This window comes from Burkholderia sp. Ac-20392 (genome assembly GCF_017104585.1).
Classification (GTDB): Bacteria; Pseudomonadota; Gammaproteobacteria; order Burkholderiales; family Burkholderiaceae; genus Burkholderia; species Burkholderia lata.
In genome coordinates this window covers 1-22,150 of record NZ_JAAGPB010000097.1, presented here as the reverse complement: position 1 = coordinate 22,150, position 22,150 = coordinate 1, and the positions used below count along the sequence as shown (strand labels likewise).

Genomic DNA, 22,150 nt, shown 5'->3' with positions numbered 1-22,150 from the left:
TGGCTGCCGTAATTCCCCCGTCGCGCCGCCGTGCCACGCGCCAGGCGCCGCCGCGCGACCGTCCCGTCTCGCCACGCTTCCCGCATCACGTTTTCGTTTCTTCAGCTTAACTAATCAAACCGACAACGGAACCCACATGAAGAACTACCTCGAACCCGTTCCGCGCAAGCGCCGCGTCAATGCGCTCGCCACGGTACTGCTGTCGCTCGCCGCCACGCCCGCGTTCGCGCAAGCGTCGTCGCCGGCCGCAACCGAACCCGCGGCCGGCGCCAGCGACGCCGCCGCTCCCGCACAACAGGCCGCCGATGCTGCCGCGCCCGCCCCCACCGGCTTCTGGGAGCGCTCGAACCTGCTCGGCAACATGGGCGGCCTGCGCGACACGCTTGGCGATCATGGCATCACGCTGAGCCTGCAGGAAACCAGCGAGTACCTGTACAACACGTCGGGCGGCACGAATCGCGGCGGCGCGTACCAGGGGCTCACGCAATTCGGGTTCAACGTCGACACGGGCAAGGCGGTCGGCCTGCCGGGCGGCACGTTCAACGTGTCGGCGCTGCAGATTCACGGCACCAATCTCACGCAGCGCTATCTGCAGACGCTGCAGACCGCGACCGGCATCGAAGCGAATTCGACCACGCGCCTGTGGGAACTCTGGTACCAGCAGTCGCTGCTCGACGGCAAGGTCGACGTGAAGGTCGGCCAGCAGAGCGTCGACCAGGAATTCATGGTGAGCCAGAACGCGGCGACGTTCATGAACGCGACGTTCGGCTGGCCCGTGCTGCCGTCGACCGACCTGCCGGCCGGCGGCCCCGCGTATCCGCTGTCGTCGCTCGGCGTGCGGCTGCGCGTGAAGCCGTCCGATGCGTGGACCGCGATGGTCGGCGTGTTCGACGGCAACCCGGCCGGCCGCAGCGACGGCGATGCGCAAGTGCTGAACGCGCACGGCACCAACTTCAACCTGCGCAGCGGCACGTTCGTGATCGGCGAAGTGCAGTACGCGCTGAACGCGCCGCCCGCCGATCCGAAGGCACCGCAGCCGGCCGGCCTGCCGGGCACGTACAAGCTCGGCGTCTGGTATCAGTCGCAGCATGCGAACGACCCGCGCTACGGCACCGACGGCCTGTCGCTCGCGAATCCGGACAGCAACGGCATCGCCGCCACCCATCGCGGCAACTACGGGTTCTATGCGGTCGCGGACCAGATGGTGTGGCGGCCGTCGGCCGACAGCCCGCGCTCGGTCGGCGTGTTCGCACGCGTGATGGGCGCACCGGGCGATCGCAATATCGTCGATTTCGCCGCCAACGCAGGCGTGACGCTGAAGGCGCCGTTCAAGGGGCGCGACAACGACGTCGCGGGCATCGCGGTCGGCTACGCGAAGATCGGCTCGCATGCGCGCGGCCTCGACGGCGACACCGGCGTCTACACGACGCCCGGCTATCCGGTGCGCCGCGCGGAAACGGTCGTCGAGGCGACCTACCAGTACCAGGTCACGCCGTGGTGGCAAATGCAGGCCGACCTGCAGCACTTCTTCCGTCCGGGCGGCGGCATCCCGAACCCGAACGCGGCCGGCGCACGCATCGGCGACGAAACGGTGGTCGGCGTGCGCACGACGATCACGTTCTAAGGCAAGCCGGATACAGACACGGGCCGGACGGCCGCTTGCGCGACAGTCCGGCCCGTGCGTTCTCGTGCGGTGTCAGCGCGCGGCCCGCGCCGCGCGTCACTCGCCGTACAGCCCCAGCAGTTTCAGCGTGACGCCGTTGGTCCAGCCGAAACCGTCCTGCAACGGATATTCCCCGCCTCCACCACCGCCCGTGCCGGCGCCTTCGACCACGTACTTCTCGACGAGCTTCCCTTCGGTCGCATACACATGCTTCACGTCGGACAGGAAGCGCGTGCCGATGTCCTTCGCAAGCGCCGGTTCGCCATAGCGCCGCAGCCCGTCGATCGCGATCCACTGCAACGGCGCCCAGCCGTTCGGCGCATCCCACTGCTGCCCGGTGTTCTCGGTGGTCGTCGCGAGGCCGCCCGGCTGCAGCAATGTCTTGCGCACCTCGCGCGCGGTCGCCTTCGCGCGCTCGGGCCAGGCAACGCCCGCGAACAACGGATACAGCGCGGCGGCCGTCACGGCGTCGCGCGGCTTGCGCTGCTGCCAGTCGTAGTCGCCGTAGTAGCCGCGGCGGTTCCACAGATAACGGTTGATCGCGGCCGCACGCCGCGCCGCGCGCGCGGAAAAATCGGTCACGCATGCCACGTCGCGCGTGACCGTGCAGCCCTTCACGATCGTCGTCTCGAGATGGAACATCAGGCTGTTCAGGTCGACCGGCACGATCGACGTCGTGCGGATCGTCGCGAGCGTCTTGCCGTCGCCGAACCAGCGCGAGCTGTAGTCCCAACCGCTTTCGGCGCCCGCGCGCAGGTCGCGGTAGACCTCGTTCGCCGGACGCGCCGGCACCGACTTCGCGGTCGTCACGTCCTCGAGATACGACTCGTCGCGCGGCGTATCGCTCGCGTCCCAGTAGCGGTTCAGCACCGCGCCGTCGGGCATCGCGACCACATGGCGCGTGGCCTGCCCGCGCGGCGTCGTGGTTTCGCCCTGCATCCAGTACGCATGTTCCTTGCGCAGTTCCGGCAGGTATTTCTGATAGACCTTGTCGCCTTCGGCCTGCGCGGCGAGCGTGACCATGTAGGCGAAGAACGGCGGCTGCGAGCGGCTCGCGTAGTACGTGCGGTTGCCGTTCGGGATGTGCCCGATCGTGTCGATCAGATGAGCGAAGTTGTCGAGCATGTTGTCGACGAGATCCTCGCGACCCGACACCTGCAGCCCGAGCATCGTGAAATAGGTATCCCAGTAGTAGCCCTCGCGGAAGCGGCCACCCGGCACGACATACGGCTTCGGCAGCGGGATCAGCGAGCTGTAGGGCGGCACCGTCGCACTCGTGCGCGTGAGCTGCGGCCACAGCCAGTCGATGTGCTGGCGCAGCGTCTGGTTCGGTGGCGGCGTCACACCGCCTTCCGGCGGCGGCGTGAAATGCTGGCCGACGAATGCCTTCAGCGAGAAGCCCGGCTGCGATTTCTGTTGCTGATACAACTGCACGATCGTCGCGGGATCGCTGTCGGGCGTCGCGTCGACGAAGGTCTTCTGGTCGGGATAGATCTGCGCGGTCTGCACCGCGACGAACAGGTCGCCATAGAGCTGGCTCGGCGGCAGCAGCAGCGTGCCCGATGCGGGGGCGGCAAGCGCGGCCGTGGCCGGCGGTGCCGACTGGGCTGCTGCCTGCGCGGCGGCCTGGTTCGCGTTGTCGGCCTGCGCGGCGCAGCCGGCAACGGCGAGATACGCGACGGCCAGTGCGGCGGCCCAGCGAAGACGCGGCGCAGGTGGGGCGAGAGGCGGTGAGAGACGGCTTGAGAAGCGCGTTGAGAATCGCGATGCAATCGATGCGGCACGACGTGACGTCATGACGTGTCCCCTCCTTTCGATGGTGAGTGGGTCGGCACGAGGTCTCGTTCGCGCGCGCGCTCGTCTCGATGGCCCTCGATCGATACGCGTCGTTTTGTGGTGCGAGTGGATCCGACTGTCGCACGAAACGTGCACATCAAGCAAGTTTCGATTCGCGCGACTCACGCAGATAACCGCGTACGGCCCGCCACGCACGGGCGTCGAGCGCATCCGCATCGGTCTCGCCGCGTGCGCCCGCCGCATCGACGATCCCTTTCACGATCGCGAGCAGATCGTGCGCGACGACGTCGGGCGCGGCGACACGTGGAGCATCGCGCAGCCCGAGCGCGTGCAGCAGCGTCGCGTGGATGCGATCCGCGACGCGTGCGGTGCGCGCGCCGAGCGGCAGCCGCGCCTCCTCGAAATCGATCAGCCGCGCGAGCACGGGACGGCGCATCTGGTGCGCGACGGCCGCGCGCACCAGTGCGCGCAGCACGTCGTCGCATGACGACAGCGCGCCAGCCCGGTCGACGTCGTCGAGCAGATGCGCACTCTCGCGCTCGACGAGCGCGGCCGTCAGCGCATCGCGATTCGGGAAGTATTGATAGAGCGAACCGATGCTCACACCGGCCAGCGCCGCAACCGCGTTCGTCGTGTAACCGTCGAAGCCGTTGCGCTCCAGAATGCGAGCAGCGGCCTCGACGATCGCGTCGACGGTGGCCAGCGAGCGGCGCTGGCGCGGCGCCTTGCGCGGCGACAGCGGGATGCGTGGAGACGCTTCGGACATGGTCGGAATGCGAGTTTCGTATATGAGCAAACGCTCATATTCTATGAAACGCCCTTCCACTCAGTCAAAAGGAATCAGCGTGCCCCGGCAAACCGCGCCCCTGCCCACCCGGTTCATCGTCGTGAAAACGCGCCCCGAATGGCGCGGCTTCCCCATGCCGGAACGCTTGCGGCCGCCGTGCGAAGACATCGCGTCGATCCGCGCAACTCGGGGCGAATGCGTCTCGCGGCACTTCTACGACACCGCGTTCTACTCTGCTTGCGTGACCGATGGGTGTATCGAAGACGCGCAGGATCACCACACATGCGGACGCGCGATCGAGGCGCTTCGCGAGATGCCGTTCCGGAATCGCTGCGTCGACATTGTCGAGATCCTGCCAGTTGTCGAGAACGTATGTGCGGCCAAAGACGACGAGATCGCACTGTCTGCCGCCCGGGTGCATGCGGGATACAGGCGCGATTCAAGCGTCGAATCTGCGCAGTCGTTCTTTCGGTACCGCCTGCAAAAAGAGACGACTGTTGCAACATGCGGAACAACTGTTGTCGTACGTGACTCAACGGTCACATTGTGGGCATAATGGCGTCTTTACCGCGTGCCCAGCCCATGTCGCCCGTCTTTCTAGCACCGCTCATCGTTGCCTGTGCGTTGTTCATGGAAAGCGTCGACGCGAACATCATCGTCACCGCCCTCCCCGCGATGGCGAGGGACTTCGGGCACAGCCCCGTCACCTTGAACATTGCGATCACGGCCTACGTGGTCGGGCTCGGCGTGTTCATCCCGATCTGCGGCTGGCTGGCCGACCGCTTCAGCGCACGCTCCGTATTCCGCACCGCGATCGGCATCTTCGTCGTCGGCTCGCTGATGTGCGCGGCCTCCAATTCCCTCGGCGTGCTCACGTTCGCGCGCTTCATCCAGGGCGTCGGCGGCGCGATGATGGTGCCCGTCGGCCGCATCATCATCTTCCGCGCCGTGCCGCGCTCGGATCTCGTGCGCGCGATGAACTACCTCGCGATTCCCGCGCTGTTCGGGCCCACGGTCGGGCCGCTCGTCGGCGGCTTCATCACGACCTACCTGCACTGGCGGATGATCTTCTTCATCAACGTGCCGATCGGCATCTACGGGATCTACCTCGCGAGCAAGCACATCGCGAACACGCGCGAGCCCGATCCCGGCCCGCTCGACTGGTTCGGCTTCCTGCTGTCGGCCAGCGGCGCCGCGCTGCTGCTGATGGGCCTCACGCTGATCGACGGCTCGCTCACGTCGCGCTCGAACGCGCTCGTCATGTGCGTGACCGGCACCGTCCTGCTCGCGCTCTACGTGCCGTACGCGCGCCGCAAGGAGCGCCCGGTGCTCGACCTCAGCTTCCTCAAGATCCCCACGTATCACGCGAGCGTCGTCGGCGGGTCGCTGTTCCGTATCGGCCTCGGCGCGGTGCCGTTCCTGCTGCCGCTCGCGCTGCAGGAAGGGCTCGGCATGAGCGCGTTCCATTCGGGGCTCATCACGTGCGCGTCCGCGTTCGGCGGCGCCATGAGCCGCTCGACGGCCACGCATACGCTGCGCCGCTTCGGCTTCCGCACGGTGCTGATCTACAACGCGGCCTTCGCGGGGCTCGCGATCGCCGCGTACGGCGTGTTCCATCCTGGCATGGCGACCTGGGCGATCTGGCTGATCGTGCTCGTCGGCGGCATCTTCCCGGCGCTGCAGTTCACGAGCCTGAACTCGATGATCTACGCGGACATCTCGCCGCGCGACGCCGGCCGCGCGACGAGCCTCGGCAGTGTCGTGCAGCAGATGTCGCTCGGCCTGGGCGTGACGGTGGCCGGCCTCGTGCTGCACATTTCACACTGGCTGCAGGGGCATCAGAAGATGGTGTGGTCGGATTTCTGGCCCGCGTTCGTCGTGGTCGGGCTGTGCTCGTTCGCGTCGATTCCGATCACGCGGCGGCTGCCGCCCGGCGCCGGCGACGAAGTCGCACGCGGCAAGCGGTCCTAGACGACCGGCTGGTAAACGGGATTCGGCGGAAGGGACAAAAGGAAACGCGGCTCGCGAAGCAAACCGGAAAAACAAAAAAAATCAGCGGACATCCACACGGGGCCGGTGCACAGCCGCATGGATGTCCGCTCAGGGCTCCGGGTCTCCCGATGGGGGTTGAGAATCCCGGATTCACTTCCTGCGTGCCATTGACATATGTGCGTCGGAAGCAAAATCGTTGCGCGTCTTTATCGTCGCGCCATGAACTGCACTATAGGGAAACTTGCGCAACGCATCTGTCAACCATTGTCAGACACGGTGCTTCGGCACGTCGCACGCGCGCGCCGCTTTCGCGCTAAAGTGGTTCCCGACCATCACTCCCGGCCGCCCCTCCGATGCTTACGCTCTCGACCGCCGCCGCCCGCGCGCTGCATCTCGCCGCGCAAGGCCTGCTGACGCCGCCCCGCCGCAAGGCGACCAAATCCGACGTGCTCGACACGATCCGCCGGATGGCGCAGTTGCAGATCGACACCATTCACGTCGTCGCGCGCAGCCCGTATCTCGTGCTCTTCAGCCGTCTCGGCAATTTCTCGCCGCAGTGGCTCGACGAACATCTCGCCGAGGCGCGCCTGTTCGAGTACTGGTCGCACGAAGCGTGCTTCCTGCCGGTCGAGCAGTTCGGCCTGATGCGCTACAAGATGCTCGATCCGTCGGGGATGGGCTGGAAGTACGCGGCCGAGTGGCATGAGCAGAATCGTCCCGAGATCGAGCGGCTGCTCGCGCGGATTCGCGCCGAGGGCCCCGTAAGGTCGGCCGATTTCGCCCGCGAGGATGGCGTGAAGGGCAACGGCTGGTGGGATCGCAAGCCCGAGAAGCAGCACCTGGAGGTGCTGTTCACGACGGGCGACCTGATGGTGTCGGAACGCCGCAATTTCCAGCGCGTGTACGACGTGCGCGAGCGTGTGCTGCCCGACTGGGACGACACGCGCGACCTGCCGCCGCGCAGCGCCGTGCTGCCCGCGCTGCTCGACTACACGTGCCGGGCGCTCGGCGTCGTGCGCGCGGACTGGGTGGCCGACTACTATCGGCTGCCGCGCCGTTCGTACCACGCGGAGCTCGAGCAGCTCGCGGACGCGGGCGACCTGATCCCGGTGGCGATCGACGACTGGAAGGAGCCGGCCTACGTGCATCGCTCGCTCGAAGCATTGTTGCCGGCCGCCGAGGCCGACACGCTGCGCTCGACGGTCACGACGCTGCTGTCGCCGTTCGACCCGGTCGTATGGGACCGCCGGCGCGCGTCGACGCTATTCGGTTTCGATTACACGATCGAATGCTATACGCCCGGGCACAAGCGGCGTTACGGCTATTTCTGCCTGCCGGTGCTGCATCGCGGGCGGCTGGTCGGGCGCATCGACGCGAAGGCGCATCGCACGCTCGGCACGTTCGAACTGAAGGCCGTGCATGTCGAGCCGGGCGTGCGGTTCGGCACGGGGCTCGCAGCGGATGTCGCGAAAGCGGTGAAGAAGCTCGCGGCGTGGCATGGCACGCCGGAAGTCACGGCCGGGCAGGCCCCGCCGGAACTGGTGAAGGCGCTGGCCGGCGTGTAGACGTCCACGCAGCCGGCTGGCACGGCAGCGGCGCGCGCCGCCGGCCGTCAATCAGTCGCGCAGCTTGCGAAAACGCGGCGTGCCGTCTTCGAGGTTGCCGTTGAACATCGCTTCCGGCCGTACCCACAGCCCGCGCGCATGCGGCCACAGGTGTTCGTACACGACCACCGATTCCTCGGTTTCGGAATGGCGGGCAACGCCGATGTAGCGATACAGCCCGCCCTTGTAATGGCGATGCGTCGCGAGCTGTTCGGCTTCCTGTTCGGTCATGATGGGCTTCTCTTCGGCAAAAACGGAAAGCGCGTATTGTATGCGCTGCGCCGCGCGTCAGCGTTTCGCGTAGATGTCCGGGCGGCGGATCTCCATCACGCGCTCGGGGTTTGCAGAGAGCTCGAAGCCGACCGGCCGGTACAGCTCGTGCGCATCGGACGTCACGAGCATGATGCGGCGCAGGCCCTGCACCATCTCCTGCGCGAACACGTGGTCGATCAGCGCGCGACCGTAGCCGTTGCCGCGTTCGGCCGGCAGCACGAACACGTCGCACAGGTACGCGAACGTCGCGTGATCGGTCACGAGCCGCGCGAAACCGACAAGCCGATCGCCCAAATAGGCACCGAAGCACAGCGAGCCCTCGATCGCACGCTCGACCACGTCGCGCGGAATGCCCTGCGACCAGTACGCATCGCGATGCAGGAAGTCGAAGATCGCGTCGACGTCGAGTTCGCGCTTGTCGGTGGAAAATCTCAGCGTGGCGGGGGTGGCAGCGGGCACGTCGGTCTCCGGATGGGGTGGTGGAAAGCGAAATGCTGACGATACCGCGCGGCGTGAAGGGGTACAAGCGGCGCTGCTTATCGGCTACGGCCCGACGGATGCGCATGCTCTTTCTGGACGATTGTGGCGGGCAACCAGGCAGGAGCCGGTCGACTTGTACAGCAACCCGTACATATTTATCGAATGTGCTACACTTGTACGGTTATATGTACAAGTGAGGTAATCATGCGCACGATTCATTTTTCGGATGCTCGTGGCAATCTGAAGACCGTTATCGACCAGGTCGTCGACGATGCGGACGTCACGCTCATCACGCGCCGCGATGCACCGAACGCCGTCATCATGTCGCAGGACTACTACGACAGCCTGATGGAGACGGTGCACTTGCTGCGCTCTCCTGCCAACGTCGCCCATCTCGAACGTTCGATCGCGCAACTGCGCAAGGGCAAGGCGAAGGAACACAAGCTCGCGGCGGATGACGAATGAGCGTACGCCGCGTGCTCTTTACCTCCGACGCGTGGGACGACTATGTCTACTGGCAGGGGCAGGATCGCAAGACGCTCAAGCGCATCAACCAGCTCATTCGCGAAGCCCAGCGAACGCCGTTCGAAGGCATCGGCAAACCCGAACCGTTAAAGGCCAATCTCTCCGGCTTCTGGTCGCGCCGTATCGACGACACGAACCGTCTGGTCTACGAAGCTGACGACTCGCAGATCAGCATCGTGTCCTGCCGCTACCACTACGAATAGCATCGCCTCAGAACTCACTGCACCCGTAACGCGCGATCTGCCTTGCAACGCGTCAATCGACCGCGCACCCCGACCACGACAGACTGGAAGGAGACACCCCGATGCGCGACCGCGCCGCACTCACCGCCCCTGCCCCCCGTCATCGCCTCGCGCGCCGCGCCACGTTCTGGCTTGCCGCCGTCGCGCTCGCGTCCGTCACGCTGCCTGCCGCAGCGACCGAACTGCGCGTGATGATCTCCGGCGGCTTCACGGCCGCGTACAAGCAGCTCGGCCCCGGCTTCACGGCCGCCTCCGGCGACACGCTCGACACGATCTCCGGCCCGTCGATGGGCGAATCGAAGGAAGCGATTCCGAACCGCCTCGCGAACGGCGAAAAGGCCGACGTGCTGATCATGGTCGGCTATGCGCTCGACCGGCTGATCAAGGAGGGCAAGGTGATTCCGGCATCGCGCGTCGAGCTCGCCGATTCGCGGATCGGGATGGTCGTACGCGCCGGCGCGCCGAAACCCGACATCGGCACCGTCGAGCAGTTGAAGGACGTGCTGCTGCATGCGAAATCGGTCGCGTATTCGGACAGCGCGAGCGGCGTCTATATCGAGAAGGAAATGTTCCGGAAGCTCGGCGTCGAGGCCCAGGTGAAGCCGAAGGCGAAGATGGTGCCGCGCATTCCGGTTGCCTCGGTCGTCGCGAACGGCGACTACGAGATCGGCTTCCAGCAGGTCAGCGAGCTGCTGCCGGTGCCGGGCGTCACGTATGCGGGCAAGGTGCCCGAATCCGTGCAGTCGGTCACGCGTTTCGCGGGCGGCATTCCGGTCGGCGCCGATCATCCGGAAGAAGCGCAGAAGCTGCTCGACTTTCTCGCGTCGCCGCAGGCGCAACCGGCCGTGCGGGCGACGGGCCTCGATTCGGTGACAATGTCGCCTGCCCAATAACCCCGCCACGCCGCTTCATGCCCTATCGCCTCATCGCATTCGACTTCGACGGCACGCTCGCCGATTCGCTCGACAGCTTTCTCGCCGCGCTGTCGGAAGCGTCGCGCATGCACGGCTTTCGCGACGCCACGCCCGAGCTGCGCCCGGCGCTGCGCGGCATGTCGGCGCGCGACATCATTCGCGCGCTCGACGTGCCGATGTGGAAAGTGCCGCGCGTGACGATCGACATGCGTCGCCTGATGCAGCCGCGCGTCGCGCAAGTGGTGCTGTTCCCCGGCGTCGGCGAGACGTTCGACGCGCTCGCCGCGCGCGGCATCCGCATCGCGATCGCCACGTCGAATACCGAGGAGATCGTGCGCGACCGGCTCGGCCCGCACGCCAGCAGCCGTGTCGAGCACTTCGCGTGCGGCATTCCACTGTTCGGCAAGGCGCGTCGCCTGCGCGCGCTCGTTCGCGAGGCCGGCGTGCGCGCCGACGAAGTGCTGTATGTCGGCGATGAAATCCGCGACGCCGACGCGGCACGACGCGCGCGCATCGCATTCCAGGGCGTCGCGTGGGGCTACACCGCGCCGGACGCATTGCAGGCCCATTGCGCGACACCGTTGCTGCCTCGTCTCGACGCCTTGCTCGATCGCGTGTGACGCATTCGAGCGCTTCGCGTATCCGGTTCGCCGCATCGCTCGATGCACACGTCATCGCACGACACAGCCGCACGACGATGAAAAGCGGATGACACCGACGTGCATCCCGCACGCGTCATGCGCGCAAAAATTGCCGCCGCCGCGCACGCAACAGGTACGCAATACCTGCCCGCTTGCTTGCGCATCGATTCGTCTTACCAACCGTTACACAAACCACAGCGCGGTTGCACCTGCTACCGGATCGCTCTCCTAGAATCAGTCGGGCCGGGAAACACTTCGACCGGCGCCGCGGCAGAGCGGCGGTCGAATCCGGCCCGGGCGCGCCCGGTCTCTCGCACAGCAACGGATCACGTGATCCGTTTTTCAACCAGAGCCCCGATCGAAAGGAGGTCCCATGAACCGCTTTCCCCACATCTCGCGCCTTGCACTGTCTGCCGCTGGCCTGCTTCTCGTCGCCGTGACGGCGACCGCGCAAACCGCACAACCGGCACCGGCCGCACCGAACGCACCGGCCGCCGCCGCGACGCGTATCCACGAAGCCGACCAGGCCTTCATCACGGACGGCACGAAGACCGTGTCGACGCAGCACGACGCGGCACGCATCGCCGATTCGCGCACGTCGGACAGCCAGGTCAAGGCGTTCGCGCAACGCGTGTCCACCGACGATGAAAAGATCATCCAGGCGATGCGCGCAGCGAGCCCGCGCGGCGTCGACGTGCCGGCCAACGACCCCGACACGGCCGTGCTGGGCAGCATCAAGAACCTGCGCGGCGCCGAGTTCGACAAGGCGTATATCGAACAGGTCGCGCTCGCCGGCCAGCAGAAGGCCATCTCGGCCTTCCAGGCCGAAATCGCCTCGGGCCGCGACACGAAGCTGAAGGAAGTCGCACGCCAGTCGCTGCCGATCCTGCAGAAGCACTACGCCGACGCGCAGAAGCTCGCGGAACGTCACCACCTCGCATCGGCGCAGTAACGCGCCGCGGCGCCGCGCGTCCTGCGCGGCGCACTACTTCCCCTGTCGTCGCGTCGCCGCCCCCTTCCGGCGGCGCGACGCACATCCAACGTCGCACTTCACGCGTTGCACGTTACGTCGCGAGCTTCGCCAGCAGCCGCGCACGCACCTCCGGCCATTCGTCGTCGATGATGCTGAAGCGCACCGAATTACGCTTGCGGCCATCCGGCATGATCCGTTCGTGCCGCACGATGCCTTCCTGCTTCGCACCGAGCCGCAGGATCGCCGCGCGTGATTTCTCGTTCAGCTCGTCGGTCGTGAACTGCACGCGCACGCATTGCAGCACGTCGAACGCATAGCCCAGCAACAACCATTTCGCTTCGGTATTCGCGCGCGTGCGCTGCGCCGATTCGCTCAGCCACGTATGGCCGATCTCGAGCTTGCGGTTCCTGCGATCGATCTTCCAGAAGCGCGTGCTGCCGATCACGCGGCCCGATGCGCGATCGACGATCGTGAACGGCATCACGGTGCCCGTGGCGCGGCCCTGCAATGCGGTGTCGATATAGGCGTCGATCGTCTCAGGGCCCGGCACGACCGTGACCTTCAGGTTCCACAACTGGCCGTCCGCGGCGGCGTCCAGCAGCGCTTGCCGGTCGGATGAGTCGAGCGGCCGCAGTTCGACGCGTTCGCCAGTGAGGATCGGTGGTTCGAGGGAGGCAGAAGCGTCGGTCATGAAGGGTTCCGGAAAGAGACGACGATGGCAACGAAACGCCCATCATACGGCCGCGTCAGCCGAGGACCGCGGCCAACCGGCGGCGAATCGCCTTCGCCTCGCCGCGTAGTGCTTCGGCGAACGCATCGACGAGCAGGCTCTTGGGCCGGTGCTCGGGCACGATCACGCTGACCCGGTACGGAAACGACCGCGTGAGCGGCCGCACGTGCAGGTCGCGCCCGACGAAATCGAGCGCGGTCAGCGGATTGACGATCGCGGCGCCGAGCCCCTGCCGAACGAACGCGCACACCGACACGGCCGACGGTGTTTCGACGACCGAGCGCGGCGCAACGCCGAGCTGCGCGAACGCCTCGTCGATCAGGATGCGGTACGGATCGTTCAGCGACAGGCTCACGAACGGGCGATCGGCGAGATCCGGCAGATCGATCGCATCTTGCGCGAGCAGCGGGTGGCCGTCGGGCAACACGCACACTTCGTCGACTTCGAGCAGCGGCGTGAGCACCGTGCCGGCCGGCGCGACGTCGTGCTCGGTCAGCCCGAGGTCGTAACGCTGCGCGGTCAGCCACTCCTCGAGCACCGGCGATTCCTGCGTCGCAACCGACACGCTGACACCCGCGTGCTTCTCGCTAAAACGCCGACACGCACCAGGCAGGATTGCGTGCGAGAACGCCGGCAGCGCGATCACCGACAACTGACCGTCGCGAAACTCGCGCAGGCGCGCGGCGGTTGCCGCGACGCGTTCAAGCCCCACATACGCAAGCCGCACGTCGTCGAACAGCGTGAGCGCGGCCATCGTCGGCCGCAGCCGGCCGTGCGCGCGCTCGAACAGCGCGAAGCCGACGACCTGCTCCATGCGCGCGAGCTCGCGGCTGATCGTCGGCTGCGACGTATAGAGCATCTCGGCCGCGCGCGTGGTGCTGCCGGTGACCATCAGCGCGCGAAAGACCTCGATATGGCGGTGCGTGAGCATGATCGTCTATATCAGATATGAATCGAATGTCGATAAACAGGCATTTTACTGTATAGGCAATCAGGTGCATCATTCACGCTATCCGTTCATTCGACCCGATTCATCTGCCATGTCCCTCGATTCCCGCCATCTCGCGACGCTCGCGCAGCAACACGGCACCCCGCTGTGGGTGTACGACGCCGACGTCATCCGCGACCGCATCGCCCAACTGCGTCAGTTCGACGTGATCCGCTATGCGCAGAAGGCGAACTCGAACATCCATATCCTGAAGCTGATGCGCGAGGAAGGCGCATGCGTCGACGCCGTGTCGCTCGGAGAGATCGAGCGCAGCCTCGCGGCCGGGTTCAGCCCCGCCGGCGAGCCGGAAGGCGTCGTGTTCACGGCCGACCTGATCGACCGCCCGACACTCGCAGCCGTGCTGAAGCACGGCGTGACCGTGAACGCCGGTTCGCTCGACATGCTCGCGCGCATCGGCGAGCATGCGCCCGGCCACCGCGTGTGGCTGCGCGTCAACCCCGGTTTCGGCCACGGCCACAGCAACAAGACCAACACCGGCGGCCCGCAGAGCAAGCACGGCATCTGGATCGACGACGTGCCGCGCGCGATCGAGATCGTGCGCCAGTACGGGCTGAAGCTCGTCGGCATCCATATGCACATCGGGTCGGGCGTCGACTACGGCCACCTGTCGCAGGTGTGCGATGCGATGGTCGATCTCGTCACGTCGCTCGGCCATGACATCGACGCAATCTCGGCCGGCGGCGGCCTGTCGATCCCGTATCGCGACGGCGAGCCGCGCGTCGACGTCGGTCACTACTTCAGCCAGTGGGACGCCGCGCGCAAGCGGATCGAACGGCATCTCGGCCACCCGGTGCGCATCGAGATCGAACCGGGCCGCTTCCTCGTCGCCGAAGCCGGCACGCTCGTCACCGAAGTGCAGGCCGTCAACCGCCGGCCGCAGCACGATTTCGTGCTGATCGACGCGGGCTTCAACGACCTGATGCGCCCGTCGATGTACGGCAGCTACCATGCGGTGTCGGTGCACACGCACGATGGCGCGCTGCCCGCCGGCCGGCCGCTCGTCGATCTCGCGATCGCGGGGCCGCTGTGCGAATCGGGCGACGTGTTCACGCAGGACGCGGGCGGCGTGGTCACGCACCGCAAGCTGGCGCAGCCGCAGATCGGCGACCTGCTGTTCCTGCACGATGCAGGCGCGTACGGCGCGTCGATGTCATCGAACTACAACAGCCGGCCGCTCGCGCCGGAAGTGCTCGTCGATCGCGGCGCGCCGCGGCTGATCCGCCGCCGGCAGACGATCGACGAATTGCTCGCGCTCGAAACGTTCGAGTAACGCGACTCCCGCGTGACGATGGCCAACGGCCAGGCTTGCCGCTCACGGCAGCCTGGCCGTTTTGCTTTTCGGCGTACGGCCGGATCGCAGCCTGGAGCAACCCTTCGCCCGCACCGTAGCACCTGATCCTTCTCATCGCGCGCAACCGCAGCAGATCGCTTGCGCCACCTCTCGCACGCAGAGAAAAACATTCCACGTCGCGTGAAAAGTGCACGCATCTTTGGAAACACATTCCCTTTTGACAAAACTAAGATTGCCCTCAGTCGCACCGCATTCCTATCGCCGGATACGCATCGACGATGCATCCGGTCCACCACACTCGCAATGCTGCACGGGCAATCATGAATCGCACGCTTGAACGCTTCGCCGCACACGTCGGCCTTCGCTGCTGCTCACGCGCCTGCCTCGTCCATCCGTACGCGCCCCGGTCCTCCATCGCCCACGAACGCATGCCGTAACGCACGGCATCGCGCACGGCGAACGGCAACGCCCGCCGCCTCACGCTTCACCGACTTCCCGCTCACGGCGACGCCGCCCGTCGCCGCGGCGTCGCGCACCCTGAATTTTCGACAACAACCACGGAGACAACCATGAAACACTTCACCCCGACGTTCAAGCAAGGCATCGCGGCCGCCCTGCTCTGCATCGCGACCGCAACGTCGCATGCGGCTGACCTGCTCGACACCGTCAAGCAATCCGGTGTACTGAAGATCGCGCTGGAAGGCACCTACCCGCCGTTCGACTATCGCAATGCCGACGGCCAGCTCGAAGGCTTCGACGTCGACGTCGCGAAGGCGGTTGCCGCTCGCCTCGGCGTGAAGCCGCAGTTCGTGACGACCGAATGGAGCGGGATTCTTGCCGGCCTGCAGGCCGGCAAGTTCGACGTGATCGTCAACCAGGTCGCGATCACACCGTCGCGCCAGCAGGCGCTCGACTTCAGCACGCCGTACGTGTATTCGTCCGCGCAACTGCTGCAACGGCAAAACGATGCACGCGCATTCAAGTCGCTCGACGAACTGAAGGGCAAGAAGGTCGGCGTGACGATGGGCAGCAACTACGTCGATCTGGTCAAGACCGTGCCCGCGATCGACCTGCAGGTCTACCCCGGTACGCCGGAGAACCTGCGCGACCTCGCGGCCGGACGGATCGACGCGGCCGTCAACGATCGCCTGATGCTCAGCTACCTGATCAAGAACTCGCACCTGCCGCTGCGCCCGGGCTCCGTGCTCGCGGGCGGCGAAGACCGGATGGGCATCCCGTTCCGCAAGGGCAATCCGAAATTCGCGAAGGCGATCGACGACGCCGTGGCATCGCTGCAGCAGGACGGCACGATGAAGAAGATCTCGATGCAGTGGTTCGGCGCGGACACGACCAAGCCGGTGACGCAATAACGCAGCTCGCCCCGCGCCCGTGCACACGCCTGCACGAACGCGCGGGCCGTCCGGCACACAATCAGGAGACACGCAATGGAAGCACTCCAACTGGTCGTACATACGCTGCCCGTGATGGTCAAGGGCGCCATGCTCACGCTGAAGTTTGCCGTCGCGTCGATGGCGCTGGGTCTCGTCGTCGGGCTCGTGATCGCGATCATGCGCATCGGCAGCAACCGGCTTGCCGCAAGCGTCGCGCAGGGCTACGTCAGCCTGATGCGCGGCACGCCGCTGCTCGTGCAGATGTTCGTCGTCTACTACGGGCTGCCCGATCTCGGCATCACGCTCGATCCCACGACGGCCGGCATCTTCACGCTGACGCTCAACGCAGGCGCCTATCTGTCCGAAAGCATGCGCGGCGCGATTCTCGGCATCGGCCGCGGGCAATGGGCGGCCGCCCACAGTCTCGGTCTCACGCACGTGCAGACGCTGCGCTACGTCGTCTGCCCGCAAGCGCTGCGCCTCGCGGTGCCGAGTCTCGGCAACACGCTGATCAGCCTGATCAAGGACACGTCGCTCGTCTCCGTGATCACCGTCACCGAATTGCTGCGCTCGACCCAGGAGGTGATCGCCGCGACGTTCCAGCCGCTGCCGCTCTATCTCGCCGCCGCCGCGATCTACTGGGTCCTCAGCACGCTGCTCACGCGGCTGCAGGGTCGCGTCGAGACGCGCCTCGCGCTGCCGTCCACGCATTGAACGCGCACCCGACATTCACATGAACTCCTTCGACGGACAGAACATGATTACGCTCGACAACGTATCGAAATGGTATGGCAAGCACCAGGTGCTCTCGGCATGCAGCGCGGCGGTCTCGAAGGGTGAGGTGGTCGTCGTGTGCGGGCCGTCCGGCTCCGGGAAATCGACGCTGATCAAGACGATCAACGGTCTCGAACCGTTCCAGAAAGGCAGCATCACCGTCGACGGCACGCGGCTCGGCGATCCCGCCGCGAAGCTTGCGCAATTGCGCGCCCGCGTCGGCATGGTGTTCCAGCATTTCGAGCTGTTTCCGCACCTGTCGATCACCGACAACCTGACGCTTGCGCAGATCAAGGTGCTCGGCCGCCGCAAGGACGAGGCCGTCGAGAACGCCATGAAGCTGCTCGACCGCGTCGGCCTGAAGGCGCACGCGCACAAGTACCCGGGGCAGTTGTCCGGCGGTCAGCAGCAGCGCGTCGCGATCGCGCGCGCGCTGTCGATGAACCCGGTCGCGATGCTGTTCGACGAGCCAACCTCCGCGCTCGATCCCGAGATGATCAACGAGGTGCTCGACGTGATGGTCGAACTCGCGCGCGACGGCATGACGATGGTATGCGTGACGCATGAAATGGGCTTTGCGCGGAAGGTCGCGCATCGCGTGATCTTCATGGACCAGGGTGCGGTGGTCGAGGACGCGGCCAGCGACCGGTTCTTCGCGTCACCGCACTCCGAGCGCGCGCGCGACTTTCTCAACAAGATCCTGCATTGACCGCATGACGGCTGCGCCGCTTCGATTGACCGACACTCAAAGGAGACATCTTGAACCACCTGCATTCGACCGACACCGTTCTCGCCCATGAAGGCCGCTCGCACAACCAGCCCGGTTCACCGGTCAACCCGCCTGTCTATCGCCAGTCGACGCTGCTCTTTCACGGCACCGACGCGCTCGACGCCGTACGCGGCACGCCGCTCGCGTACGGGCGTCACGGCAGCCCGACCACGCGCGCGCTCGAGAAGGCGCTCGCGCGGCTCGAAGGCGCACACGCCGCGTTGCTGACGCCGAGCGGCCTGAGTGCGATCACGACCGCACTGCTCGCGGTGCTGAATCCGGGCGACCATCTGCTGATGGCCGACTCGGTGTACGACCCGACCCGCTCGTTCTGCGACGAAACGCTGGCGCGCCTCGGCATCGCAACGACCTACTACGATCCGGCGATCGGTGCGGACATCGCGTCGCTGATGCAGCCGAATACGCGCGCGGTATTCGCCGAATCGCCGGGCTCGCTGACCTTCGAAGTGCAGGACATTCCGGCCATCAGCGGCGTCGCGCACCAGCACGGCGCGGTCGTGCTGCTCGACAACACATGGGGCACGCCGCTGAATTTCCGCTCGTTTTCGCATGGCGTCGACGTGTCGATTCACGCCGCGACCAAATACATCGCCGGGCACTCGGACGTGCTGATGGGCGCGATCCTGACGACCGAGGCGCTCGCGCCGAAAGTCACGCGCTTCTACCGGCAACTCGGCATGACCGTCAGCGGCGACGACGCGTATCTCGCGCTGCGCGGCCTGCGTACGCTGTCGGTCAGGCTCGAGCGGCATCAGCGCAACGCGCACGTGCTGACCGACTGGCTGTCGCGGCAGCCGGAAGTCGCGCGGATCCTGTATCCGGCGCGCCCCGGCGACGCCGGCCATGCACTGTGGCAGCGCGATTTCACCGGCGCGTGCGGGCTGTTCGGCGTGGTGCTGCATCCGCAGGCCGACGAAGCCGTCCGCGCCCTGCTCGACGGCATGACGTGCTTTGGCATGGGGTATAGCTGGGGCGGTTTCGAAAGCCTGATCATCCCGTCCAATCCGACGCGCCACCGCACCGCCACCCAATGGGCGGCGGACGGCCCGCTGCTGAGGATTCATGCGGGGCTCGAGCATCCCGACGACATGATTGCCGACCTCGCGGCCGGCTTCGCGAGGATGCGCGCCGCCGCGCTCGCGGAAGCGTGACATCCGGCGACGTCACGCGTGCCACCCCACATCACGTTTTCTTCGACGTTTTTCACTCTGTCATAGCGAGATCATCATGAAAGACACACTGTTCATTCTCCGCCCGAGTTTCTTCAAGGACTCCGAAGGTCCGTTCTACTGCGGCGATTCGGTTTCCGTCGAAGGGCTGCTGAGTTTCTATCCACAGTTGCGCGATGCCGTCGACGTCGAATACGTCGATGCCCCGCGTCCGCGCCAGCCGATCGTCACGCTGATCGGTGCGGACAACCAGTCGGCACCCGTGCTCGTGCTCGGCGACGGACGAGCGCCGAATGACGACACCCTCGCGATTCGGGAGCACAACGGCCGGCGCTTCATCGATTCGCCCGCCGATATCCGGCGGTATCTGTCGGCGCAATACGGCGTGGCGCACGTCGCATAAGCACATCGGCGCGTGCGGTCGAGCGGCCGCACGGAATGGGGCGCGCGATGCGCGGCCCGTTCTCCGCCGCGCCGCCGGCCGCGAGCTACTTCACCCCCACGCGCACGTCGGCGCCCGCCGCGCGCCAAGCCTTCAGCAACGCCGCGCGCCGCCGCGGATAGCGCACGTCCAGCGGTTCGAGTTCAACGATGCGATCCGTCCGGAAATGCCGAAAATCGTTTCGCCCTTCGCACCACGCCGCCAGGATCCGCACGTCATTGAAATAGCCGAGCGCGAACGGCCATACGACCCGTTCGTCGATCGTCTTCCGGCCCTCGCCCGCGTAGCGGATCCCCAGCTTGCTTTCGGTGCGAATCGCCGCGCGCACGACACGCATGTCGACGGTTTCCCGATCCACGATCGTGCGCGGGCCGACGAGCAGCGTCGTGCATTCCATCTCGCGGCGCAGCTCGGCGGGCAGCACCGCGGAGATCTTCGCGAGCGCATCGGCCGCAGCCGTCGTGAGCTGCGCATCCGCAAACTTCCCGACCCAGCGAAAGCCGAGCATCAGCGCCTCCAGTTCCGTCTGCGAAAACATCAGCGGTGGCAGCATGAAGCCGGCGCGCAGCACATAGCCGATACCGGGCTCGCCTTCGATGTCCGCGCCCTGGGCCTGTAGCGACGCGATATCGCGATAGATCGTCCGGAGGCTGACGCCGAGCTCCCCGGCCAGCACGCGGCCGCTCACCGGGCGGCGGTGGCGCCGCAGCACCTGCAGCAGCGAGAGCAATCGTTCGGCACGCGTCATCGTTCCATGCTGCCATTTTCTGACAGCATCCGTTCATAGAATGGAACGCATCTTAATCGAACCCAGGACGGCTCCGCATGACCTCTCCGAATCTCGTTCTTCTGTATGTCGAGGACCCGGCGCGCAGCGCGCAGTTCTACGAACGCCTGTTCGGCCGCAAGCCCGTCGCCGCGTTTCCCACCTATGCGGCGTTCACGTTCGACAACGGGCTGCATCTGGGCCTGTGGTCGACCCGTGCGCGCGATTTCGTGTCGGGCGGCGCCGGCCACCGGTCAGAGCTGGCGTTCATGGTCGACGACGACCGCGAAGTCCGGCGGCTGCATGACGCGTGGAAGGCGCTCGGCGTGCCGTTCGAGCAAGAGCCCATGACGGCCGTGTTCGGCCTGACGTTCGTCGCGCTCGACCCGGACGGCCACCGCTTGCGTGTGTGCACGCCGGACGAGTGAGTACGAGCGGGCCGACCTTCGACGGGTCGCGCCCGCGCATCGGTTCAGGCTCGCACGTCAGCCCGCGCGCCGCACGGGCGCCATTTTCGAGAAGTATTTCGCACCCGCCACGCAGCCGACCACGACGACCGTCACGACAACCATCGACGGCGGCACCGTCTCGTGCAGCAGCCCTGCCGCCAGCAGCAGGCCGAAGAACGGCTGCAGCAGCTGCAACTGGCCGACGCCCGCGATCCCGCCGAGCGCGAGCCCGCGATACCAGAACACGAAGCCGATCAGCATGCTGAACAGCGACACGTACGCGAGCCCCCACAATGCGGCAGCATCGACGCCGTCGAACGACGCGGGCCAGGTGAGCCACGTGAGCGGCAACATCAGCGGCAGCGACAGTACGAGCGCCCACGAGATCACCTGCCATCCGCCGAGCTCGCGCGACAGGCGTGCGCCTTCCGCATAGCCCAGCCCGCATGCGACGATCGAGGCCAGCATCAGCGCATCGCCGACCACCGACGCCTGGCCGCCGTTGCGCAGCGCAAACGCGGCCACCGCACAGCTCCCGATGATCGAGAAGATCCAGAACGGCAGCCGCGGCCGTTCGCCGCCGCGCCATACGCCGAACAGCGCGGTCGCGAGCGGCAGCAACCCGACGAACACGATCGCGTGCGCCGATGTCACGTGCTTCAGCGCAAGCGCCGTCAGCAGCGGAAAGCCGATCACGACCCCGAGCGCGACGATGGCGAGCGACACGGCTTCGGCACGCGTCGGCCGCCGCTGCTTCAGCACGACGAGCAACAGCAGGCCGAGCGCGCCGGCGATCGTCGCGCGCGCAAAGGTGAGGAACAGCGGGTCGAGCCCCTGCACCGCGATACGCGTCGCGGGCAGCGAGCCACTGAAGATGATCACGCCCAGCAGGCCGCTGAGCCATCCGTCGGTCGTCTTTTGCACGGGAAATCCTGAACGGGGAAAGTGGATGACCGATGATCCGCCGCCCGCGAAAAGCGCGTAAGCTACAGCCCAATACAATTCGGACAAACTGTACTGGACAACCAGCCGTACAGTTCATTCTTCGCCATGAGCCAGGCCACCCCGCTTCCCGTTCCGCCCACCCCGTCGCGCACGCGCGTGGAAACCGTGATGGATACGTTGCGCGCACGAATCGCGAGCCGCGCACTGGTGCCCGGCGCGCGCGTGCCGTCGATCCGGATGATGGCGGACGCGCTGGGCGTGTCGAAATCGACCGTCGTCGATGCGTACGAGCGGCTCGCGAGCGAAGGCGTGCTGGTCGCGCGGCGCGGCTCGGGTTTCTATGTGTCGGGGCACGCGCCGCCGCTCGCGCTCGCCGATCTCGGCCCGCAGCTCGATCGCGGGCTCGATCCGCTGTGGCTGTCGCGCCAGTCGCTCGAAGCGGCGCCGACGTCCGTGAAGCCCGGTTGCGGATGGCTGCCGCCGTCGTGGCTGCCGGACGAGAG

General features: G+C 66.5%; 25 protein-coding genes. 17 read left to right on the top strand and 8 right to left on the bottom strand.

Going from position 1 to position 22,150, the window contains the following annotated elements; translation table 11 throughout:
* The first annotated feature begins 136 nt into the window (after positions 1-136).
* On the top strand, positions 137-1,624 hold the full coding sequence (locus G3N99_RS14165) for a carbohydrate porin (protein ID WP_174937006.1): 1,488 nt from the start codon (positions 137-139) through the stop codon (positions 1,622-1,624).
* A gap of 96 nt (positions 1,625-1,720) precedes the next feature.
* Here the strand turns inward: G3N99_RS14165 and treA are convergent, their stop codons facing one another.
* Together treA and G3N99_RS14155 are read right to left on the bottom strand one after the other, a co-directional pair.
* Positions 1,721-3,460, bottom strand: a complete 1,740-nt coding sequence (gene treA, locus G3N99_RS14160) for an alpha,alpha-trehalase TreA (RefSeq protein WP_206122683.1) — start codon at positions 3,458-3,460, stop codon at positions 1,721-1,723.
* A gap of 136 nt (positions 3,461-3,596) precedes the next feature.
* Positions 3,597-4,226: a TetR/AcrR family transcriptional regulator gene (locus G3N99_RS14155; protein ID WP_206122682.1), complete on the bottom strand. Its 630-nt coding sequence runs from the start codon at positions 4,224-4,226 to the stop codon at positions 3,597-3,599.
* Between the two features lie 43 nt (positions 4,227-4,269).
* Here G3N99_RS14155 and G3N99_RS14150 point away from each other — a divergent pair, with 43 nt between their 5' ends.
* The 3 genes from G3N99_RS14150 to G3N99_RS14140 all read left to right on the top strand — a co-directional run bounded on the left by G3N99_RS14150 (position 4,270) and on the right by G3N99_RS14140 (position 7,804).
* Positions 4,270-4,803 carry a darcynin family protein gene (locus G3N99_RS14150; protein WP_206122681.1) on the top strand — a complete coding sequence of 178 codons (534 nt, stop codon included), beginning with the start codon at positions 4,270-4,272 and terminating at the stop codon, positions 4,801-4,803.
* Between the two features lie 26 nt (positions 4,804-4,829).
* A complete protein-coding gene (locus G3N99_RS14145; protein ID WP_050781615.1) occupies positions 4,830-6,218 on the top strand; it encodes an MFS transporter in 1,389 nt (462 codons plus the stop codon).
* 374 nt (positions 6,219-6,592) lie between these two features.
* Positions 6,593-7,804 carry a crosslink repair DNA glycosylase YcaQ family protein gene (locus G3N99_RS14140; protein WP_206122680.1) on the top strand — a complete coding sequence of 404 codons (1,212 nt, stop codon included), beginning with the start codon at positions 6,593-6,595 and terminating at the stop codon, positions 7,802-7,804.
* A gap of 51 nt (positions 7,805-7,855) precedes the next feature.
* On the opposite strand, the gene G3N99_RS14135 is transcribed toward G3N99_RS14140, so the two are convergent.
* Both G3N99_RS14135 and G3N99_RS14130 read right to left on the bottom strand, forming a co-directional pair.
* Complete coding sequence (locus G3N99_RS14135; protein ID WP_006480837.1) at positions 7,856-8,074, bottom strand: DUF1653 domain-containing protein; 219 nt, start codon at positions 8,072-8,074, stop codon at positions 7,856-7,858.
* 57 nt (positions 8,075-8,131) lie between these two features.
* Positions 8,132-8,575 carry a GNAT family N-acetyltransferase gene (locus tag G3N99_RS14130; protein ID WP_206122679.1) on the bottom strand — a complete coding sequence of 148 codons (444 nt, stop codon included), beginning with the start codon at positions 8,573-8,575 and terminating at the stop codon, positions 8,132-8,134.
* A 225-nt stretch (positions 8,576-8,800) separates the two neighbouring features.
* Here G3N99_RS14130 and G3N99_RS14125 point away from each other — a divergent pair, with 225 nt between their 5' ends.
* The 5 genes from G3N99_RS14125 to G3N99_RS14105 all read left to right on the top strand — a co-directional run bounded on the left by G3N99_RS14125 (position 8,801) and on the right by G3N99_RS14105 (position 11,870).
* Positions 8,801-9,061 (top strand): type II toxin-antitoxin system prevent-host-death family antitoxin, encoded by a 261-nt coding sequence (locus G3N99_RS14125; RefSeq protein ID WP_060968669.1) that lies wholly within the window; start codon positions 8,801-8,803, stop codon positions 9,059-9,061.
* Positions 9,058-9,324, top strand: a complete 267-nt coding sequence (locus G3N99_RS14120; RefSeq protein WP_174936993.1) for a Txe/YoeB family addiction module toxin — start codon at positions 9,058-9,060, stop codon at positions 9,322-9,324. The genes G3N99_RS14125 and G3N99_RS14120 overlap by 4 nt, the downstream gene beginning before the upstream one ends.
* A gap of 101 nt (positions 9,325-9,425) precedes the next feature.
* Entirely contained in the window at positions 9,426-10,256 is an 831-nt protein-coding gene (locus G3N99_RS14115) for a substrate-binding domain-containing protein (RefSeq protein ID WP_241011626.1), read from the top strand.
* A 17-nt stretch (positions 10,257-10,273) separates the two neighbouring features.
* A complete protein-coding gene (locus G3N99_RS14110; protein WP_206122678.1) occupies positions 10,274-10,897 on the top strand; it encodes an HAD hydrolase-like protein in 624 nt (207 codons plus the stop codon).
* Between the two features lie 394 nt (positions 10,898-11,291).
* Positions 11,292-11,870, top strand: coding sequence for a DUF4142 domain-containing protein (locus tag G3N99_RS14105; RefSeq protein WP_174915084.1), 579 nt, complete (start codon positions 11,292-11,294; stop codon positions 11,868-11,870).
* A gap of 112 nt (positions 11,871-11,982) precedes the next feature.
* Here G3N99_RS14105 and G3N99_RS14100 read toward each other — a convergent pair whose 3' ends face one another.
* Both G3N99_RS14100 and G3N99_RS14095 read right to left on the bottom strand, forming a co-directional pair.
* Complete coding sequence (locus G3N99_RS14100; RefSeq protein ID WP_206122677.1) at positions 11,983-12,582, bottom strand: GNAT family protein; 600 nt, start codon at positions 12,580-12,582, stop codon at positions 11,983-11,985.
* Positions 12,583-12,637: 55 nt separating this feature from the next.
* A complete protein-coding gene (locus G3N99_RS14095) occupies positions 12,638-13,552 on the bottom strand; it encodes a LysR family transcriptional regulator (RefSeq protein WP_206122676.1) in 915 nt (304 codons plus the stop codon).
* Between the two features lie 109 nt (positions 13,553-13,661).
* Here G3N99_RS14095 and lysA point away from each other — a divergent pair, with 109 nt between their 5' ends.
* From lysA to G3N99_RS14065, 6 genes are all read left to right on the top strand, one after another.
* Positions 13,662-14,900, top strand: a complete 1,239-nt coding sequence (gene lysA / locus G3N99_RS14090) for a diaminopimelate decarboxylase (protein ID WP_206122675.1) — start codon at positions 13,662-13,664, stop codon at positions 14,898-14,900.
* A gap of 590 nt (positions 14,901-15,490) precedes the next feature.
* Positions 15,491-16,291, top strand: coding sequence for a transporter substrate-binding domain-containing protein (locus G3N99_RS14085; protein ID WP_174936979.1), 801 nt, complete (start codon positions 15,491-15,493; stop codon positions 16,289-16,291).
* Between the two features lie 75 nt (positions 16,292-16,366).
* A complete protein-coding gene (locus tag G3N99_RS14080) occupies positions 16,367-17,026 on the top strand; it encodes an amino acid ABC transporter permease (RefSeq protein ID WP_206122674.1) in 660 nt (219 codons plus the stop codon).
* A gap of 43 nt (positions 17,027-17,069) precedes the next feature.
* Entirely contained in the window at positions 17,070-17,795 is a 726-nt protein-coding gene (locus G3N99_RS14075) for an amino acid ABC transporter ATP-binding protein (protein ID WP_206122684.1), read from the top strand.
* A 50-nt stretch (positions 17,796-17,845) separates the two neighbouring features.
* Positions 17,846-19,027: a cystathionine beta-lyase gene (gene metC / locus G3N99_RS14070; protein ID WP_206122673.1), complete on the top strand. Its 1,182-nt coding sequence runs from the start codon at positions 17,846-17,848 to the stop codon at positions 19,025-19,027.
* Positions 19,028-19,103: 76 nt separating this feature from the next.
* Positions 19,104-19,448 carry a DUF3088 domain-containing protein gene (locus tag G3N99_RS14065; RefSeq protein WP_206122672.1) on the top strand — a complete coding sequence of 115 codons (345 nt, stop codon included), beginning with the start codon at positions 19,104-19,106 and terminating at the stop codon, positions 19,446-19,448.
* 85 nt (positions 19,449-19,533) lie between these two features.
* Here G3N99_RS14065 and G3N99_RS14060 read toward each other — a convergent pair whose 3' ends face one another.
* Entirely contained in the window at positions 19,534-20,235 is a 702-nt protein-coding gene (locus G3N99_RS14060) for a YafY family protein (protein ID WP_174945653.1), read from the bottom strand.
* 77 nt (positions 20,236-20,312) lie between these two features.
* Between G3N99_RS14060 and G3N99_RS14055 the strand changes: the two genes are divergently transcribed.
* Positions 20,313-20,681, top strand: a complete 369-nt coding sequence (locus tag G3N99_RS14055; protein WP_206122671.1) for a VOC family protein — start codon at positions 20,313-20,315, stop codon at positions 20,679-20,681.
* A gap of 57 nt (positions 20,682-20,738) precedes the next feature.
* Here G3N99_RS14055 and G3N99_RS14050 read toward each other — a convergent pair whose 3' ends face one another.
* Entirely contained in the window at positions 20,739-21,626 is an 888-nt protein-coding gene (locus tag G3N99_RS14050; protein WP_174936970.1) for a DMT family transporter, read from the bottom strand.
* Positions 21,627-21,752: 126 nt separating this feature from the next.
* On the opposite strand from G3N99_RS14050, the gene G3N99_RS14045 reads away from it, so the two are divergent.
* Positions 21,753-22,150, top strand: a 398-nt coding sequence (locus G3N99_RS14045; RefSeq protein ID WP_206122670.1) for a winged helix-turn-helix domain-containing protein, incomplete at its 3' end; no start/stop codon positions are given.